General features: G+C 73.9%; 16 protein-coding genes and 1 pseudogene. 11 read left to right on the forward strand and 6 right to left on the reverse strand.

Going from position 1 to position 17,375, the window contains the following annotated elements; genetic code table 11:
* Positions 1-80: 80 nt before the first annotated feature.
* Positions 81-809, reverse strand: a complete 729-nt coding sequence (locus ACZ5FU_RS23115; RefSeq protein ID WP_451528023.1) for a ZIP family metal transporter — start codon at positions 807-809, stop codon at positions 81-83.
* 95 nt (positions 810-904) lie between these two features.
* Between ACZ5FU_RS23115 and cobM the strand changes: the two genes are divergently transcribed.
* From cobM to cobC, 6 genes and pseudogenes are all read left to right on the forward strand, one after another.
* Entirely contained in the window at positions 905-1,735 is an 831-nt protein-coding gene (gene cobM, locus ACZ5FU_RS23120; RefSeq protein WP_451528022.1) for a precorrin-4 C(11)-methyltransferase, read from the forward strand.
* Positions 1,732-3,063: a precorrin-6y C5,15-methyltransferase (decarboxylating) subunit CbiE gene (gene cbiE / locus ACZ5FU_RS23125; RefSeq protein ID WP_469046524.1), complete on the forward strand. Its 1,332-nt coding sequence runs from the start codon at positions 1,732-1,734 to the stop codon at positions 3,061-3,063. The genes cobM and cbiE overlap by 4 nt, the downstream gene beginning before the upstream one ends.
* Positions 3,060-4,742: a precorrin-3B C(17)-methyltransferase gene (gene cobJ / locus ACZ5FU_RS23130; protein ID WP_451528020.1), complete on the forward strand. Its 1,683-nt coding sequence runs from the start codon at positions 3,060-3,062 to the stop codon at positions 4,740-4,742. Before cbiE ends, cobJ begins: the two co-directional genes overlap by 4 nt.
* Positions 4,739-5,337 (forward strand): annotated as a pseudogene (locus ACZ5FU_RS23135) (precorrin-8X methylmutase). Before cobJ ends, ACZ5FU_RS23135 begins: the two are co-directional and overlap by 4 nt.
* Positions 5,334-6,266 (forward strand): sirohydrochlorin chelatase, encoded by a 933-nt coding sequence (locus ACZ5FU_RS23140; RefSeq protein WP_451528019.1) that lies wholly within the window; start codon positions 5,334-5,336, stop codon positions 6,264-6,266. Before ACZ5FU_RS23135 ends, ACZ5FU_RS23140 begins: the two are co-directional and overlap by 4 nt.
* Positions 6,256-7,314: an Rv2231c family pyridoxal phosphate-dependent protein CobC gene (gene cobC, locus ACZ5FU_RS23145; protein WP_451528018.1), complete on the forward strand. Its 1,059-nt coding sequence runs from the start codon at positions 6,256-6,258 to the stop codon at positions 7,312-7,314. Before ACZ5FU_RS23140 ends, cobC begins: the two co-directional genes overlap by 11 nt.
* 64 nt (positions 7,315-7,378) lie before the next feature.
* Here cobC and ACZ5FU_RS23150 read toward each other — a convergent pair whose 3' ends face one another.
* The 4 genes from ACZ5FU_RS23150 to ACZ5FU_RS23165 are packed head-to-tail and all read right to left on the reverse strand — an operon-like array spanning position 7,379 to position 10,984.
* A complete protein-coding gene (locus ACZ5FU_RS23150; RefSeq protein ID WP_469046526.1) occupies positions 7,379-8,476 on the reverse strand; it encodes an amidohydrolase family protein in 1,098 nt (365 codons plus the stop codon).
* Between the two features lie 38 nt (positions 8,477-8,514).
* Positions 8,515-9,306 carry an amino acid ABC transporter ATP-binding protein gene (locus tag ACZ5FU_RS23155; RefSeq protein ID WP_469046528.1) on the reverse strand — a complete coding sequence of 264 codons (792 nt, stop codon included), beginning with the start codon at positions 9,304-9,306 and terminating at the stop codon, positions 8,515-8,517.
* Complete coding sequence (locus ACZ5FU_RS23160) at positions 9,303-10,136, reverse strand: amino acid ABC transporter permease (RefSeq protein WP_451528015.1); 834 nt, start codon at positions 10,134-10,136, stop codon at positions 9,303-9,305. The genes ACZ5FU_RS23155 and ACZ5FU_RS23160 overlap by 4 nt, the downstream gene beginning before the upstream one ends.
* Positions 10,133-10,984 carry a transporter substrate-binding domain-containing protein gene (locus tag ACZ5FU_RS23165; RefSeq protein WP_451528014.1) on the reverse strand — a complete coding sequence of 284 codons (852 nt, stop codon included), beginning with the start codon at positions 10,982-10,984 and terminating at the stop codon, positions 10,133-10,135. Before ACZ5FU_RS23165 ends, ACZ5FU_RS23160 begins: the two co-directional genes overlap by 4 nt.
* Positions 10,985-11,158: 174 nt before the next feature.
* On the opposite strand from ACZ5FU_RS23165, the gene ACZ5FU_RS23170 reads away from it, so the two are divergent.
* The 5 genes from ACZ5FU_RS23170 (at position 11,159) to thpD (ending at position 16,180) form a co-directional block, all read left to right on the forward strand.
* Positions 11,159-12,259: a pyridoxal-phosphate-dependent aminotransferase family protein gene (locus ACZ5FU_RS23170; RefSeq protein WP_468646787.1), complete on the forward strand. Its 1,101-nt coding sequence runs from the start codon at positions 11,159-11,161 to the stop codon at positions 12,257-12,259.
* Positions 12,260-12,948: 689 nt separating this feature from the next.
* The gene (ectA, locus tag ACZ5FU_RS23175; protein WP_469046530.1) at positions 12,949-13,458 is read left to right on the forward strand and encodes a diaminobutyrate acetyltransferase; all 510 of its coding nucleotides are present in this window, start codon (positions 12,949-12,951) and stop codon (positions 13,456-13,458) included.
* 86 nt (positions 13,459-13,544) lie between these two features.
* Complete coding sequence (ectB, locus tag ACZ5FU_RS23180) at positions 13,545-14,816, forward strand: diaminobutyrate--2-oxoglutarate transaminase (RefSeq protein ID WP_451528012.1); 1,272 nt, start codon at positions 13,545-13,547, stop codon at positions 14,814-14,816.
* Between the two features lie 49 nt (positions 14,817-14,865).
* A complete protein-coding gene (locus ACZ5FU_RS23185) occupies positions 14,866-15,270 on the forward strand; it encodes an ectoine synthase (protein ID WP_451528011.1) in 405 nt (134 codons plus the stop codon).
* A gap of 7 nt (positions 15,271-15,277) precedes the next feature.
* On the forward strand, positions 15,278-16,180 hold the full coding sequence (gene thpD, locus ACZ5FU_RS23190) for an ectoine hydroxylase (protein ID WP_469046532.1): 903 nt from the start codon (positions 15,278-15,280) through the stop codon (positions 16,178-16,180).
* A 27-nt stretch (positions 16,181-16,207) separates the two neighbouring features.
* Here the strand turns inward: thpD and ACZ5FU_RS23195 are convergent, their stop codons facing one another.
* Positions 16,208-17,260, reverse strand: a complete 1,053-nt coding sequence (locus ACZ5FU_RS23195) for an aminotransferase class V-fold PLP-dependent enzyme (protein WP_451528082.1) — start codon at positions 17,258-17,260, stop codon at positions 16,208-16,210.
* Between the last annotated feature and the right edge of the window lie 115 nt (positions 17,261-17,375).

The raw sequence follows: 17,375 nt of genomic DNA on the forward strand, positions 1-17,375 counted from the left end.
CGCCGGCCGCGGGCTCGCCGGCCACCGGTGCCGCTGTCGGCGGGGTCGCTGTCGGCGGGGGTCGCCGGGTGCCGGCCGGTTCACTGTGCCACGCCGACCACCAGCCAGATGAAGGCCGCGCCCGCGATCGTGCACAGCACCGTCGAGCGGGCGGGGTGTTCGTGGTGGGCCTCGGGGAGGATCTCGGCCGCCGCCAGGTAGAGCAGTCCGCCGGCGAAGAAGCCGAGGTAGCCGCCGAGGAGCGGCTCGGGGATGGTGACGAACGTGGTGGAGGCGGCGCCGACGACCGGGGCGGCCGCGTCCGCGACCAGCATGGCGAGGGCTCTGCGGCGGTCGTTCCCGTAAAGGCTGGTGAGGGTGTACGTGTTGAAGCCGTCCGCGAAGTCGTGGGCGACGACGGCCAGGGCGACGGCCGTGCCCATGCCGCCGCCGACCTGGAAGGCCGCGCCGATCGCGACGCCGTCCATGGCGCTGTGACCGACCATCGCCGCGGCCGCCGTGAGGCCCACCTGGGGGCTGCGGCCGTCGTGTTCGCCGGCGCCGTGCGAGGCCTGCCGGTGGGCCAGCAGGCGTTCCACCAGATGGGCCAGCAGGAAGCCCGCCACGAACAGCAGCAGTGCGGCGGGCACGCCGAAGACCTCCGTGCCGGCCGCCTCCAGGGCCTCCGGCAGCAGGTCCAGGCCGACCACGCCGAGCATCAGGCCCCCGGCCAGGCCCAGCACCAGGTGACGGCGGTCGGTCACGCGCTGTGCGGTCCAGCCGCCGGCCAACGTCATCAGGAACGCGCCGAGCGCGACGAACACCGCCATGTGCCCTTCGTATCCGATCGGGCCCCGGCCCCGCACCTTCACCACCACCCCTGTGCCGCCCCGCACTCCACCCCGTCATGAGAGGACCCGAACACATGGCCGACGCCCCCACCGGCGCCCCCGCCGGCAAGGTGACCTTCGTCGGCGCCGGTCCCGGCGCCGCCGACCTGCTGACCTTCCGCGCCGCCCGCGCCATCGCCGAGGCCGATGTCGTGATCTGGGCCGCGAGCCTGGTCCAGGCGGAGGTGCTGGAGCACGCGCGGGAGGGCGCGGAGATCCTCGATTCGGCGACCATGTCCCTGGAGGACGTCGTCGCCGTCTACGAACGGGCGCACCGGGACGGTCTCGCGGTCGCCCGGATCCACTCCGGCGACCCCGCCCTGTGGGGCGGCACGCAGGAGCAGATGGACCGTTGCGACGAGATCGGCATCGCCACCGAGATCGTGCCCGGCGTGTCCTCCTTCTCCGCGGTCGCCGCGCTGGCCCGGCGCGAGCTGACGATCCCCGAGGTGGCGCAGTCGGTGATCCTCACCCGGCTCGGCGGCGGCAAGACGCCCATGCCGCCCGGCGAGGAGGTGCGGGAGTTCGCCCGGCACGGCACGACGATGGCGCTCTTCCTGTCGGCAGCGCGCAGCGGGCAGCTGGTGCGGGAGCTGCTGGAGGGCGGCTACCCGACCGCGACGCCTGTCGTCGTCGCCCACCAGGTCACCTGGCCGGAGGAGCTGGTCGTGCGGTGCACGATCGGCACGCTGGAGGAGACGGTCAAGGAGCACAGGCTGTGGAAGCACACGCTGTTCCTGGTCGGCCCGGCGCTCGCCGCGCACGGCACCCGCTCGCACCTCTACCACCCCGGTCACTTCCACGGCCACCGCAGGGCCGACCCCGAGGCCCGCAGGGCCCTGCGCGAACGGGGTGCCCGTACGTGAGCCGTCCGATCACCGTCGTCGGCACGGGGACCGGAACGCCCGTCCCCGCGGCGGTGGCGGCGGGCGCGGACCTCGTCGTCGGCGGACGCCGCCACCTGGACGCCGCGGAGCTGCCGGAGGGCGCCGAGCGGATCGTGCTGGGGCCGCTGGCGCCCGCGCTCGACGGCATCGAGCGGTACGTCGCCCGGGGGCGGCGGGTGGTGGTGCTGGCGTCCGGGGACCCGGGGTTCTTCGGGATCGTGCGGGCGCTCGCCGAGCGGTTCGGCGCGGACCGGCTGGAGGTGGTGCCGGGGGTGTCCTCGGTCGCCACCGCGTTCGCGCGGCTCGGGCTGACCTGGGAGGACGCCGTCGTCGTCAGCGCGCACGGGCGGGATCCGCGGACGGCGGTCCAGGTGTGCCGGGCGCATCCGAAGGTGGCCGTGCTGACCGGGCCCGGTGCGGGTCCCGCCGAGCTGGGCGCCGCGCTGGCGCGGGCCGCTTCCGGCCGGGTCCTCGTCGTCGCCTCGGCGCTGGGCGACCCGGCGCGCGAGCGCGTGGAGCGGGTCACACCCGCCGAGGCGGCGGCCCGCGACTGGGGGACGGCGGTGAGCGTCGTGCTGTGCCTGGACGAGGCGCGGGCGTCCGGTCCCGTGCGGACGCTGGCGGGGCCGGTGCGCCGGCCCGCCGGGTGGGCGCTGGACGAGGACGACTTCGCGCACCGCGACTCGATGATCACCAAGTTCGAGGTGCGGGCGCTGGCGCTGGCCCGGCTCGGACCGCGCACCGGCGACCTGGTCTGGGACGTGGGGTCCGGTTCGGGGTCGGTGGCGGTCGAGTGCGCGCGGCTGGGCGCCGCGGTCAGCGCCGTGGAGAGGTCGGGGGACGGCGTCGGGCGGATCCGCGCCAACGCGGCCGCGCACGGCGTCGACGTGCACGTGGTGCACGGCGAGGCGCCCGCGGTGCTGTCCGGGCTCGACGATCCCGACGCGGTGTTCGTCGGCGGTGGCGGGCGCGAACTGCCCGCCGTCGTCGGGGCGTGCGCGCGCCGGGCCCGGCGGACCGTGGTCGTGGCGATGGCCGCGCTGGACCGGGTGCCCGCGGCGCGGGCCGCGCTCACGGAGGCCGGGTTCGCCGTCGACGGCGTCCTGCTGCAGTCCTCGCGGCTGGCCCCGCTGCCGGGGGACGTGACCCGGCTGGCGGCGACCAACCCCGTCTTCCTGCTGTGGGGGTCCAAGGCCCCCGCTCCCGGGGCGGTCCCGGCGGAAGCCCCCGAAGAGGTCCTCGAAGTTCCCGGGGTTCCCGAGTTTCCCGAAGTCCTTGAAGCACCTGAAGAAGGAGTTGCCCAGTGATCGGCCTCATTTCCGCCACCGCGGCGGGGGCGGCGGCACGCGACCGGCTGGCCGCGGCGTGGCCGGACCGCACGCGCGTGTACGACGGGCCCGTCGGGGACGCCGTGCGGCGGGCGTTCGCGGAGTGCGAGCAGCTCGTGTGCTTCCTGGCGACGGGCGCGGTGGTACGGCTCCTCGCGCCCCTGCTGTCCGACAAGGCGTCCGACCCGGGTGTGGTGTGCGTCGACGAGGCGGGCCGGTTCGCGGTGCCGCTGGTCGGCGGGCACGCGGGAGGCGCCAACGACCTGGCCCGCGAGGTGGGCGAGTCGCTGGGCGCGCTGCCCGTGGTGACCACGGCGACGGACTCCGTCGGCATCCCCGGTCTCGACACCCTCGGCATGCCCGTGGAGGGCGACGTGGCGGGCGTGACGCGGGCCCTGCTGGACGGGGAGCCGGTCGCGCTGCGCGCGGAGGTGGCGTGGCCGCTGCCGCCGGTGCCGTTCGCCGAGCGGGGCGCCTGGACGGTGCGCCTCACGGACCGGGCCGTCGGACCCGCCGGGCGCGAGGTGCTGCTGCGTCCGCCGTCACTGGTGGTGGGGGTCGGTGCGTCCAAGGGCGCTCCGGCGGGGGAAGTGCTCGACGTGATCGAGTCGGCCCTGCGGGACGCGGGCCTGTCCGCGCGCAGCGTCGCCGAGCTGGCCACCGTGGACGCCAAGCGCGAGGAGCCGGGCATCGTGGAGGCGGCCGGGCGGCTCGGCGTGCCGCTGGTGACGTACCCGGCCGAGGAGCTGGCGGCGGTGCCGGTGCCGAACCCCTCCGACGCGCCCCTCGCCGCCGTGGGCACCCCGTCCGTCGCCGAGGCCGCCGCCCTGGCCGGCGGCGGCGAACTCCTCGTGCCCAAGCGCAAGTCGGCCGGTGTCCCCGCGACGGCGACCTGTGCCGTCGTACGGCGGCCCGGCCGCGGCCGGCTGGCGGTGGTCGGGCTCGGGCCGGGCGCCCGCGACCTGCTCACCCCGCGCGCGAAGGCCGAACTGCGGCGCGCCTCGGTGCTCGTCGGCCTCGACCAGTACGTCGACCAGATCCGCGACCTGCTGCGGCCCGGCACCCGGGTGCTGGAGTCCGGGCTCGGCGCGGAGGAGGAGCGGGCCCGCACGGCCGTCGCCGAGGCCCGGCGCGGGCACGCCGTGGCGCTGATCGGCAGCGGGGACGCCGGGGTGTACGCCATGGCCTCCCCCGCGCTCGCCGAGGCGTCCGACGACATCGACGTGGTCGGCGTGCCGGGGGTGACCGCCGCGCTGGCCGCCGCCGCGCTGCTGGGGGCGCCGCTGGGCCACGACCACGTGTCGATCAGCCTGTCGGACCTGCACACGCCGTGGGAGGTCATCGAGCGGCGGGTGCGGGCGGCGGCCGAGGCGGACCTCGTGGTGACGTTCTACAACCCGCGCAGCCGGGGCCGGGACTGGCAGCTGCCGAAGGCGCTCGCGATCCTCGCGGGTCACCGGGAGCCGACGACCCCGGTGGGCGTCGTGCGCAACGCCTCCCGGCCGGACGGCACGGCGCGGGTGACGACGCTCGCGCTGCTCGACCCGGCGACGGTGGACATGATGACGGTCGTGACGGTGGGCAACACCGCGACCCGGGACATCGCCGGCCGCATGGTGACGCCGCGCGGCTACCGCTGGCAGGAGGAGCCCCAGTGAACCGTGTCGTCCACCCGATCGAGCAGGAGTCCTTCCGGCGGCTGCGCGCCCGCCTGGACACCTCGCACTTCCCGCCGCTGACCCGGGCGGTGGGCGGATGATCCACTCCGCCGCCGACCTGGAGTACGCGAGCGACCTCGTCACGGACGAGGGCGCGCCGGAGAAGGCGCACGCCGCGCTGCACGCCGGGGCGCCGGTGGTCGTGGACGTGGAGATGGTGGCCGCCGGCATCACCCGGCGGGAGACCGTCTGCCGGCTCCGGGACGCCGTCGCCGGTCCCGGGCTGACGCGTTCGGCGCACGCGGTCCGGCTGGCGTACGAGCAGGTCGGGCCCGGCGCCCTCTGGGTGATCGGCTGCGCGCCGACCGCCCTGGAGGAGCTGCTCGTCCTCGACGCCTCCCCCGCGCTCGTCATCGGCCTGCCCGTCGGTTTCGTCGGCGCGGCCGAGTCCAAGGCCGCGTTGCGCGAGAGCGGCCTGCCCGCCGTGAGCAACGTGTCCGAGAAGGGCGGCTCGGCGGTCGCCGCCGCCGCCCTCAACGCCCTGCTGTACACCCCCCTTTCGCACTCCGATCCGCACTCCGAGGAGAACCCGTGACCACGCCACCGCCCGCCCTGCTCATCGCCGGCCACGGCACCCGGGACGAGGCCGGGGCCGAGGCGTTCCGTGACTTCGTCCGGGAGCTGGGCCGCCGCCACCCCGAACTGCCCGTGGCGGGCGGGTTCATCGAGCTGTCCCCGCCGCCGCTGGGCGAGGCGGTGACGGACCTGGTGGAGCGCGGCGTACGGCGGTTCGCGGCCGTCCCGCTGATGCTGGTGTCCGCCGGTCACGCCAAGGGGGACATCCCGGCGGCGCTGGCCCGGGAGAAGGAGCGGCACCCGGGGATCTCCTACACGTACGGCCGCCCGCTGGGCCCGCACCCGGCGCTGCTGAACGTGCTGGAGCGGCGGCTGGACGAGGCGCTGGGCGGCGGGGACGCGCCCGGGGACCGGGCCGACGTGACCGTGCTGCTCGTGGGGCGCGGCTCGACCGACCCGGACGCCAACGCCGAGGTGCACAAGGCGGCCCGGCTGCTGTGGGAGGGACGCGGGTACGCGGGTGTGGAGACCGCGTTCGTGTCGCTGGCGGCGCCGGACGTGCCGAGCGGGCTGGAGCGGTGCGTGCGGCTCGGCGCGCGGCGGATCGTCGTCCTGCCGTACTTCCTGTTCACCGGGATCCTGCCGGACCGGGTGCGGCACCAGACCGAGGAGTGGGCGGCCGCGCACCCGGAGGTCGAGGTGCGCTCGGCGGACGTCATCGGGCCCGAGCCGGAGCTGCTGGACCTGGTGATGGAGCGGTACGCGGAGGCCGTGAAGGGCGATCTGCGGATGAACTGCGACTCGTGCGTGTACCGCATCGCGCTGCCCGGCTTCGAGGACAAGGTGGGGCAGCCGCAGCAGCCGCACTTCCACCCCGACGACGAGGGCCACGACCACGGCCACGGGCACCACCATCACGGAGGGCACACGCATTCCCATGCGCACTGACGGGCACGACCTGCGCCACCACGGGGACGCGGAGGTGCGCGACGACGGCTCGGCGCTGGTCGACCTCGCCGTCAACGTCCGCGCGGACACGCCCCCGGCGTGGCTGCGCGAGCACCTCGCCGCGTCCCTGGCCGGGCTCGCGGCCTACCCCGACGGCCGGGCCGCGCGGGCGGCGGTGGCGGCGCGGCACGGCCTGCCGGCCGAGCGGGTGCTGCTGACGGCGGGCGCGGCGGAGGCCTTCGTGCTGCTGGCCCGTGCCCTGGAGGTCCGGCGGCCGGTCGTGGTGCACCCCCAGTTCACCGAGCCGGAGGCCGCGCTGCGGGACGCGGGGCACGATGTCGACCGGGTGCTGCTGCGGGAGGAGGACGGCTTCCGGCTCGATCCGGCGGCCGTGCCCGAGGACGCCGACCTGGTGGTGATCGGCAACCCGACGAACCCGACGTCGGTGCTGCACCCCGCCGCCGCGGTCGCCGGGCTCGCCCGGCCCGGTCGGACGCTGGTGGTCGACGAGGCGTTCATGGACGCGGTGCCGGGCGAGCGCGAGGCCCTGGCCGGGCGGACGGACGTGCCCGGTCTGGTGGTGCTGCGCAGCCTGACGAAGACGTGGGGGCTGGCGGGGCTGCGCATCGGGTACGTCCTCGCCGCGCCGGACACCGTCCGCGAACTGGAGCGGGCCCAGCCGCTGTGGCCGGTGTCCACGCCCGCGCTGGCGGCGGCCGAGGCCTGCGTGTCGCCGCGGGCGCTGGCCGAGGCGGCGCACGCGGCGCACCGGGTGGCCGCCGACCGGGCGCACCTGGTGGCCGGACTGGCGGGGTTCGCGGGGGCCGGGGTGCGGGTGGCGGGGCCCGCGGAGGGGCCGTTCGTGCTGGTGCGGGTGCCCGCGGCGGCGGCGGTGCGGCGGGAACTGCGGGCGCTCGGGTACGCGGTGCGGCGCGGGGACACGTTCCCCGGGCTGGGCGAGGAGTGGTTGCGGGTCGCGGTGCGGGACCGCGGGACGGTGGACGGCTTCCTGCGGGCGGTCGGGACGGTGGTGGGGACGGCGGGGTGACGCGGGGCCGGCGGCGGGGGTGTTCCGCCCCCCGCCGCCCCTGCGCGTCCCGTCCCTGACGGGTTCAGCCCACGATCCGCCCGTTCAGCACGATCCGCTCCGGCGTCCCGAGCACGCGGACGTCCGTGCGCGGGTCCTGCGCGTAGACGACCAGGTCGGCCGGGGCGCCCTCGGTCAGGGCGGGGCGGCCGAGCCAGTCGCGGGCGGACCAGGTCGCCGCGGCCAGGGCCGCCACCGCGGGGATGCCCGCCTTCACCAGTTCCGCCACCTCGGCGGCGACCAGGCCGTGCGGCAGGGAGCCGCCCGCGTCGGTGCCGACGAAGACCGGGATGCCGGCGTCGTGGGCGTTGCGGACGGTGTCGTAGCGGCGGGCGTGGAGGCGTCGCATGTGGGCGGACCAGACGGGGTACTTGGTCTCGCCGCCGGCCGCGAGCCGCGGGAACGTCGCGATGTTCACCAGGGTCGGGACGATCGCGACGCCGCGGGAGGCGAACAGGGGGACGAGGTCGTCGGTGAGGCCCGTGGCGTGTTCGACGCAGTCGATGCCCGACTCGACCAGATCGCGCAGGGACGACTCGGCGAAGCAGTGCGCCGTCACCCGGGCGCCCAGGCGGTGCGCCTCGGCGATCGCGGCCTCCACGGCGTCCCGCGGCCAGCACGGCGTCAGGTCGCCCGCCTCCCGGTCGATCCAGTCGCCGACCAGTTTCACCCAGCCGTCGCCGCGCCGGGCCTCCCGGCCGACGTGGGCGACGAGGTCGGCCGGCTCGATCTCGTGGGCGTAGCCGCGGAGGTAGCGGCGGGTCCGGGCGATGTGCCGGCCCGCCCTGATGATCTTCGGGAGGTCCTCGCGGTCGTCGACCCAGCGGGTGTCGGAGGGGGAGCCGGCGTCCCGGATCAGCAGGGTCCCCGCGTCGCGGTCGGTGAGCGCCTGCTTCTCGGCGGCGCCGGCGTCGACCGGCCCGTGGGCGCCGAGGCCGACGTGGCAGTGGGCGTCGACCAGGCCGGGCAGGGCCCAGCCGGTCACCGTGCGGATGTCACGGGCGGCGGCGGGACGGTCGTAGGAGACCCTCCCGCCGATCACCCACAGTTCGTCGCGGACCTGGTCCTCGCCCGGTCCGGCGAGGACCCTGCCCTTCACGTGCAGCACCGTGTCGTCGCTCATGCACGGCACCTTAGCCAGGCGTCGCCGCCCGCCCGGGGTCAGGCGCCGCCGCCCACCTGGTCCGAGGTCTCCTCCTCCACGTCGGCCATCGCCGGGTCGAGGAGGCGGGAGAGGAAGTGGCGGGTGCGTTCGTGGCGGGGGGCGCCGATGACCTGCGCGGGGGCGCCGTCCTCGACGATCACTCCGCCGTCCATGAAGACGACCCGGTCGGCGACCTCGCGGGCGAAGGTCATCTCGTGGGTGACGACCATCATGGTCATGCCCTCGTTGGCGAGCATGCGCATGACCGCGAGGACGTCGCCGACCAGTTCGGGGTCGAGCGCCGACGTGGGTTCGTCGAACAGCATCACCTGGGGGCCCATCGCCAGCGCGCGGGCGATGGCCACGCGCTGCTGCTGGCCGCCGGAGAGGGACGAGGGGTAGGCGCCCGCCTTCTCCGACAGGCCGACCCGCTCCAGGTTCTCGGCGGCGACCGCGGCCGCCTCCGCCTTGCCGCGCCGCAGGACCCGGCGCTGCGGGAGCGTCAGGTTCTCGGTCACCGTCAGGTGCGGGAAGAGGTTGAACTGCTGGAAGACCATGCCGATGCGGCGGCGGGCGGCGTCGATGTCGACGTCGGGGTCGGTCAGCTCGACGCCGCCGACGACCACCTGGCCCCGGGTGGGCTCCTCCAGGAGGTTCACGCAGCGCAGCAGGGTCGACTTGCCCGAGCCGGACGGGCCGATGACGCACACGACCTCGCCCTGGCCGATCTCCAGGTCGATGCCGCGCAGCACCTCGTTGTCGCCGAACGACTTGTGCAGGGCGCGGACCTCGATCTCCGGTCGGCTCATCGCACGGCCTCCTGGGCCTTGGCCTCCATGCGGCGCACGACGAAGCCGAGCGGGATCGTCACCAGCAGGTAGCACAGGCCGGCGACGAGGATGGGGGTGGAGTTGGCGGTGGTGCTGGCCAGGTCGCGGCCGTACTTGGACAGTTCGCGCTCCTCCAGGGTCACGCCGAGGAACAGCACCAGCGAGGAGTCCTTGAACAGCAGGACCAGCTCGTTGGTGAGCGGCGGGAGGATGATGCGGAAGGCCTGCGGGATGATGATCGAGACCATCGCGCGGGCGGGCGAGAAGCCGAGCGAGCGGGCCGCCTCCATCTGCCCCTTGGGCACCGCCTGGATGCCCGCGCGGATGGTCTCCGCCATGTACGCCGCCGCCACCAGGCCGAGGGCCAGGGCGACCTTGCCGTACGTGCCGCCGACGATCTCCGTGCCGGGGAAGGCCAGGGGCACGGCGACGCCGATGAAGATGAAGATCAGCAGGGCGGGCAGACCGCGGAAGATCTCGATGTAGATCCCGGCGAGCCAGCGGTAGGGGCCGACGGAGGACAGCCGCATCAGCGCGATGACCATGCCGAGGGCCAGCCCGACGAGGAAGCCGGACAGCGTGTAGAGCACGGTGTTCTTCAGCGCCAGCGTGATGACGTCCGGGAACATCTTCTCGGCGATGTCCGCCTGCGCGAACTGGTTCTTCAGCCGGCCCCAGTCCGCCGAGAGCGCGAACGCGACCAGGGCGGCGACGAAGACGACGTACTGGACACCGCGCGACAGCCTGCGCTTCTGGGTCCGGGTCAGGCCCTTGCGCCGGGGGACCTCGAGCTTCGTGGCGTCGCTCATGAGGCGGACGGGGAGGCCGCGGAGGTGTCGTACGGGCCGATCCACTGCTCGTAGAGCTTCTTGTACGTGCCGTCGGCCTTGGCGTCGGCGATCGCCTTGTTGATGGCCTCGGCCAGCTTCGTGTTGCCCTTCTTCACCGTGAAGCCGTACTGCTCACCGGTGTTGAGGTTGTCGACGACCTCGAAGGCGTCCGCGGTGGCCTTGTCCTTCAGCCAGCCCTGGACGACCGGGTAGTCGATGACGACGGCCTTGACCTGGCCGGTGCGCAGGCCGTTGAGGACGGCGTCGGAGGACTCGAAGGAGACCGGGTCGAAGCCCTGCTTCGTCACGTAGTCCTCGCCGGTGGTCTGCGCCTGCGCGCCGAGCTTGACGTTCTTGGACTTGATGTCGGCGAGGGAGTCCACCCCGGCGTCCTTGGCGACCAGGACGGCCTGCGTGGCGTCGAAGTAGGGGTCGGAGAAGTCGACGTTCTTCTTGCGCTCCTCAGTGATGGTCATGCCGGCCGCGGCCAGGTCGCACTCGCCGGAGTTGAGGAAGGCGCCGGTCTTGAAGTTCTCGAACGGCGTGTCGAGGATCGCCTGCTCGACGCCCAGGTCCTTGGCGACGAGGTCGATGAGGGAGACGTCGAAGCCCTGCACCTTGCCGTCGATCTCCGACTGGAACGGCGGATAGGGCAGGTGGGTGCAGGTGGTGAGCTTCCCCGCCTTGACCAGCTCCACGCCGCCCGCCGCGGTCTTGGAGCCGCTGCCGCCGTCGTCGCTGGAGGTGCAGGCGGCCACGAGCATGAGGCCGGCGGCAGCGGTGGTGGCGGCCAGGACACGGGTGCGACGCCCGAGGAGCGTGTTCACGGCGGGCCTTCCTGTGGGAGAACGGTGAGTTCCGATTATAAGGAGAAGTTTGAGGCTCTCAAACCAAACCCTTGACAGCCGGGTCCTTCGGCCTGCGAAGTCGCCGGTCCGGGGGGTGGGGGTCACTCCGGTTACTCTCGTCACCATTACCCCGTGAGTGAAGAGAGCACCGCCGTGACGCACCCCTTCCTGGATCTCGCTCCGCTGACCGCCGCCCGGTTCGCCTCCGTGGAGGACCGGGTGGCACGGCTGCTGGACACCCGGCAGGACGTCGTGATCACGCAGGGCGAGGCGTTGCTGCCGCTGGAGGGCGCGATCCGCGGGACGGCGGGGCCGGGCACGACCGCGCTGAACGTGATCACCGGCCCGTACGGGCAGACCTTCGGCGACTGGCTGCGCGACTGCGGCGCCACCGTGATCGACCTCGCGGTGCCCTTCCACACGGCGGTCACCGCCGAGCAGATCCGCGCGGCCTTCGCCGAGCACCCGGGGATCGACTTCGTGTCGCTGGTGCACGCCGAGGCGGCCACCGGCAACACCAACCCGGTCGCGGAGATCGGCGAGGTCGTCAAGGAGCACGGCGCGCTGTTCTACCTGGACGCCGTGGCCTCCGTGGGCGCCGAGCCGGTGCTGCCGGACGCCTGGGGCGTGGACCTGTGCGTGATCGGCGCGCAGAAGGCGATGGGCGGGCCGGCGGGCGTGTCGGCGGTGTCGGTGAGCGAGCGGGCATGGGCCCGGATGGCCGCCAACCCGCGGGCGCCGCGCCGCTCCTACCTGTCGCTGCTGGACTGGAAGGAGCGGTGGGTCGACGGCGGCCGCAAGGCCCTGCTGCACGCGCCGGCACAGCTGGAGATGCTGGCGCTCGAGGCGTGTGTGGAGCGGATCGAGGCGGAGGGCCTGGAGACCGTGATGGCCCGGCACGCGTCCGCCGCCGCCGCGACCCGCGCGGGGGCGCTGGCCCTGGGGGGCGGCCTGGAGCCGTACGTGCGCGAGGCGCGCGAGGCGGCGCCCGTCGCCACGACGCTCAGGACGCCGTCGGGCGTCGTGGCCTCGGAGCTGGTGGCGCGGGCGCTGGCGAGCGACCCCGCGGTGCCGCTGGCCGCGGGCGGGGGCGCGCTGGCCGGGGAGATGATCCGGGTCAACCACTACGGGGCGGACGCGACGCCGGGCGCGGTCCGCGGCTCCCTCACGGCCCTGGGCGCGGCGCTCGCGGAGAGGGGCCTGGACGTGGACCTGACGGGCGCGCTGCGCGCCGCGGAGCGCGCCTGGCGGTGAGACCGGCCGAGGCGCGCCCCTGACCGGGCCGTCGACGGCGCCCGCCGCGCCCGCGGCACGGCCGCCCTTCCCGACCGGCCCCGCCCTCCGGCGACCAGGGACCAGGGACCGGCGACCGGCGATCCTGCGGGCCGTGCCCGGCGACGGGCGGGTCGCGGCCGGCTCGACCCGCGCCGCGCGCCACGCACCGCGCCACGCACCCCCGAGGCCCACGCGCGGGCCCGGACGGCACCGGTCGGACCACCGGCGGGCCGCCGACGGACCGGTGACCGGCGCGCGGGTCGGTCCGCGCCGGCCGCCGATCAGCCACGCCGGGGATTCCGCGCGGCACGACGGCCATGCGGACATTCCCGCGGCAGCGGATCGACGGAATCATCAAAGGAATCGCCGGATCCCGAATCCAGAAAATTGCCACCCTTTTCCGAAGTTTCTCGCAGTTTCCCGCAGAGCCTTTTCCCAGCCTTTTCCCCGAATGGTTTTCCCGAGTTCTTCTGCCCGAATTCCAGGAGATCAAACCCGGGTATTTCTCGAGCACACCAAGGGCGCGTGACGCATTCCACACGAACCCCCTTATGTCCCGGTACGCCCGGCACATAAGGGGTCATAACAGAAGGTGTCCACGGGGGTGACACCGAATCGACGCGACCTCTCCATGAATTTTTCCATGCCCCTCGGTAAGTTCAATCCGCATGACTGCCACACAAGCAGACCTGCGGATCGACCGCCCTTCGGTGGCGGACGGGGCCGCTCTCTGGCGTATCGCGAAAGAATCCGGGACCCTCGACCTGAACTCCTCCTACAGCTATCTGCTGTGGTGCCGGGACTTCGCCGACACCTCCGCGGTGGCGCGCGCAGAGGACGGCGGACCGGTCGGGTTCGTCACCGGGTACGTCCGCCCCGGGGCGCCGCGGACGCTGCTCGTCTGGCAGGTGGCGGTCGACGACGCGTACCGCGGCCGCGGCCTGGCCGCCGCGCTGCTCGACGCGCTGACCGCCCGGGTGGCCGCCGAGCGCCCCCTCACCACCGTCGAGACCACCATCGCCCCGGGCAACACCGCCTCCGAGCGGCTGTTCACCTCCTACGCCGCCCGGCACGGCGCGGACGTCACGCGCGAGGTCCTCTTCGGCACCGACCTGTTCCCGGACGGCCCCCACGACAGTGAGGTCCTGTACCGCATCGGCCCGCTGGCCTCCGTCTGAGCCACCCCCGGCCGCACGGGACGCCCGTCGCCGGCCACGCACGACCACCCGCACGACTCCCCCACCGCACCGAGGAGCGTTTCGCCGTGACCATCACCCAGCCCGACCTCAGCGTGTTCGAGACCCTCGAGTCGGAGGTGCGCAGCTACTGCCGCGGCTGGCCCGTCGTCTTCGACCGGGCGCAGGGCAGCCGCATGCACGACGAGGACGGGCACTCCTACCTCGACTTCTTCGCCGGTGCCGGGTCGCTCAACTACGGGCACAACAACCCGGTGCTGAAACGGGCGTTGATCGACTACCTGATGCGCGACGGCGTCACGCACGCGCTCGACATGTCCACCGTCGCCAAGCGGACCTTCCTGCAGACCTTCCAGGACCTGGTGCTGCGGCCGCGCGACCTGCCGTACAAGGTCATGTTCCCGGGCCCGACGGGCACCAACGCGGTGGAGTCGGCGCTGAAGCTGGCGCGGAAGGTGAAGGGGCGCGAGGCGATCGTGTCGTTCACCAACGCCTTCCACGGCATGTCGCTGGGCTCGCTCGCCGTCACCGGCAACGCCTTCAAGCGGGCCGGCGCGGGCGTCCCGCTGGTGCACGGCACGCCGATGCCCTTCGACAACTACTTCGACGGCCAGGTGCCGGACTTCCTGTGGTTCGAGCGGCTCCTGGAGGACCAGGGCTCCGGACTCAACAAGCCGGCCGCCGTGATCGTCGAGACCGTGCAGGGCGAGGGCGGCATCAACGTGGCCCGCCCGGAGTGGCTGCGGGCGCTGGCCGGGCTGTGCGAGCGGCAGGACATGCTGCTGATCGTCGACGACATCCAGATGGGGTGCGGACGCACCGGTGCCTTCTTCTCGTTCGAGGAGGCGGGCATCACCCCCGACATCGTCACCGTGTCCAAGTCCATCAGCGGCTACGGCCTGCCCATGTCGCTGTGCCTGTTCAAGCCCGAGCTGGACGTCTGGGAGCCGGGCGAGCACAACGGCACCTTCCGCGGCAACAACCCGGCCTTCGTCACCGCCGCCGCCGCGCTGGAGACCTACTGGGCCGACGGGTCGGCGATGGAGAAGCAGACCCGGCAGCGCGGCGAGCAGGTCGAGCGGGAGCTGGTCTCGATCACCGAGGAGAACCTCGCCGACGTCAAGGAGTACCGGGGCCGCGGCCTGGTGTGGGGACTGGAGTTCCACGACAAGGGGCGGGCCGCGCGGGTGGCGCGGCGCGCCTTCGAGCTCGGGCTCCTGATCGAGACGTCCGGACCCGAGAGCGAGGTCGTCAAGCTGCTGCCGGCGCTCACCGTCACGCCCGAGGAACTGGACGAGGGCATGAGCGTCCTGGCCCGCGCCGTCCGCGAAACCGCCTGACGACCCGTCAGGCCGTCATCGATCCCTACCCGGGAGGTATCGCACCACCGTGATCGTCCGTTCGTTCAAGGAACTCGAAGGCACCGACCGGCATGTGAAGGCGGCGTCCGGCACCTGGGAGAGCAAGCGCATCGTCCTCGCCAGGGAGAGGGTCGGCTTCTCGCTGCACGAGACGGTCCTCTACGCCGGCACCGAGACGTCGATGTGGTACGCGAACCACGTCGAGGCCGTCGTCTGCGTGGAGGGCGCGGCCGAACTCACCGACCACGAGAGCGGGCTGACGCACAGCATCACGCCCGGGACCATGTACCTCCTCGACGGGCACGAGCGGCACACGCTCCGCGTCAAGGAGGACTTCCGCTGCATCTGCGTGTTCAACCCGCCCGTCACGGGACGGGAGGACCACGACGACGACGGCGTCTACCCGCTGCTCACCGAGCCCGAGGAGGTGTGACGTCCCCATGACCACCGTCACCGGCACCACCGTCACCGATCTCTACCCCAGCCGCGGCGCCACCGAGGTGACCGTCCCCCGCCAGGACCCGGTCGTCTGGGGCGCCCCGGACGCGCCCGGCCCGTTCGAACCGCTCGACCTCCAGTCGTTCGAGCGGGACGGCTTCGCCACCGTCGACCGGCTCCTGACCGACGACGAGGTCGCCGTCCACAAGCGGGAGCTGGACCGGCTGGTGGCCGACCCGGCGATCCGGGACGACGACCGGTCGATCGTCGAACCGAAGTCGAAGGAGATCCGGTCCGTCTTCGAGGTGCACCGGATCAGCGAGGTCTTCGCCCGACTGGTGCGCGACGAGCGGGTCGTCGGGCGGGCCCGCCAGCTCCTCGGCTCGGACGTGTACGTCCACCAGTCGCGCATCAACGTCAAGCCCGGCTTCGGCGCCTCCGGCTTCTACTGGCACTCCGACTTCGAGACCTGGCACGCCGAGGACGGCCTGCCCCGGATGCGGACGGTGTCGGTGTCGATCGCGCTGACCGAGAACCACGACACCAACGGCGGTCTGATGATCATGCCGGGTTCGCACAAGACGTTCCTGGGCTGCGCCGGCGCCACGCCGAAGGACAACTACAAGCAGTCGCTGCAGATGCAGGACGCGGGCACACCCTCCGACGAGGCGCTGACCGAGATGGCGTCGGCGTACGGCATCAGGCTGTTCACGGGGCGGGCCGGTTCGGCGACCTGGTTCGACTGCAACTGCATGCACGGGTCCGGCGACAACATCACGCCGTTCCCGCGCAGCAACGTCTTCATCGTGTTCAACAGCGTGGAGAACGCCGCGGTGGAACCGTTCGCGGCGCCGGTGCGGCGGCCCGAGTTCATCGGTGCCCGCGACTTCACTCCGGTGCGCTGAACCCGCCCGCCGGGCGTTCGGGCGTGCTCAGCCCGACAGCACGTCCAGCAGCCGGTCCACGTCCGCCGCCGTGTTGAACAGGTGGAAGGACGCGCGCAGGTTGCCCGCCCGGTCGGAGACCTCGACGCCGGCCCGGCTCAGCTCCGGCTGGCGGACGCCGAGACCGGGCACCGAGACGATCGCCGAGCCGGGTGCGGGCACGGGCTCGTGGCCGAGGGTCGCGAGCCCGGCCCGGAACCGGTCGGCGAGGGCCAGGTCGTGGGCGTGCACGGCGGCGACCCCGAGTTCCTCGATCAGGTCGAGGGACCGGCGCAGCCCGGCGTAGGTGAACAGGGCGTGGCTCAGGTCGAACCGCCGTGCCGAACGGGCCGGTTCGGCGACCGGGCCGTAGCAGCTGTCCCACGGCACCTCGGCGGCGACCCAGCCGGCCAGCAGCGGTGTGAGCCCGCCGAAGTCCTCGGGCACCACGAGGAAGGCAGCCCCGTGCGGGCCGAGCAGCCACTTGAAGGAGACGGAGACGGAGTAGTCGTACGCGCCCGCGTCCATCGGCAGCCAGCCGGCCGACTGGGAGAAGTCGACGTAGGTGCGGGCTCCGTGGGCGCGGGCCGCCTCGCGCAGGGCGGGCAGGTCCGCGATCCGTCCGTCGGCGGACTGGGCGGCGCTGACCGCGACGAGCGCGGTGCCGGGGCGGACCGCCTCGGCGAGCCGTTCCAGCGGGACCGCGCGGACCTTGAGGTCGCCGCGGACGTGGAACGGGTTCAGCACCGAGGTGAAGTCGTCCTCCACGGTGAGGACCTCGGCGCCGGCCGGCAGGGAGGCGGCGATCACGCCGGTGTGCGCGGCGACCGAGGCGCCGGCCGCGACCCGGCCCACGGGGACGCCGGCCAGCCGGGCGTAGGCCGCGCGGCAGGCCTCCACGTCCTCGTACAGCGGGGTCAGCGGCCTGCCTTCGGCGCGCAGCAGCGCCGCCTCGTGCAGGGCGGTGACGGTGCGGGCCGGCAGCAGGCCGTTGCTCGCGGTGTTGAGGTGGGTGTTCTTCGGGGCGAACTCGGTGCGGACGAGGGTCTCGAAGGTCTCCATGACCCCACTGTGCGGTGCCGCGAAGTCGAAGTCCATGGCGATTTTCCGCCCGGTCTCCCCAAGGGACGCTTATACACCGGCCGTGAGCAGCCCCTTCGGCTCCGGCACCGCCCGT

The sequence above is a fragment of the Streptomyces sp. NPDC031554 genome (assembly GCF_055580685.1).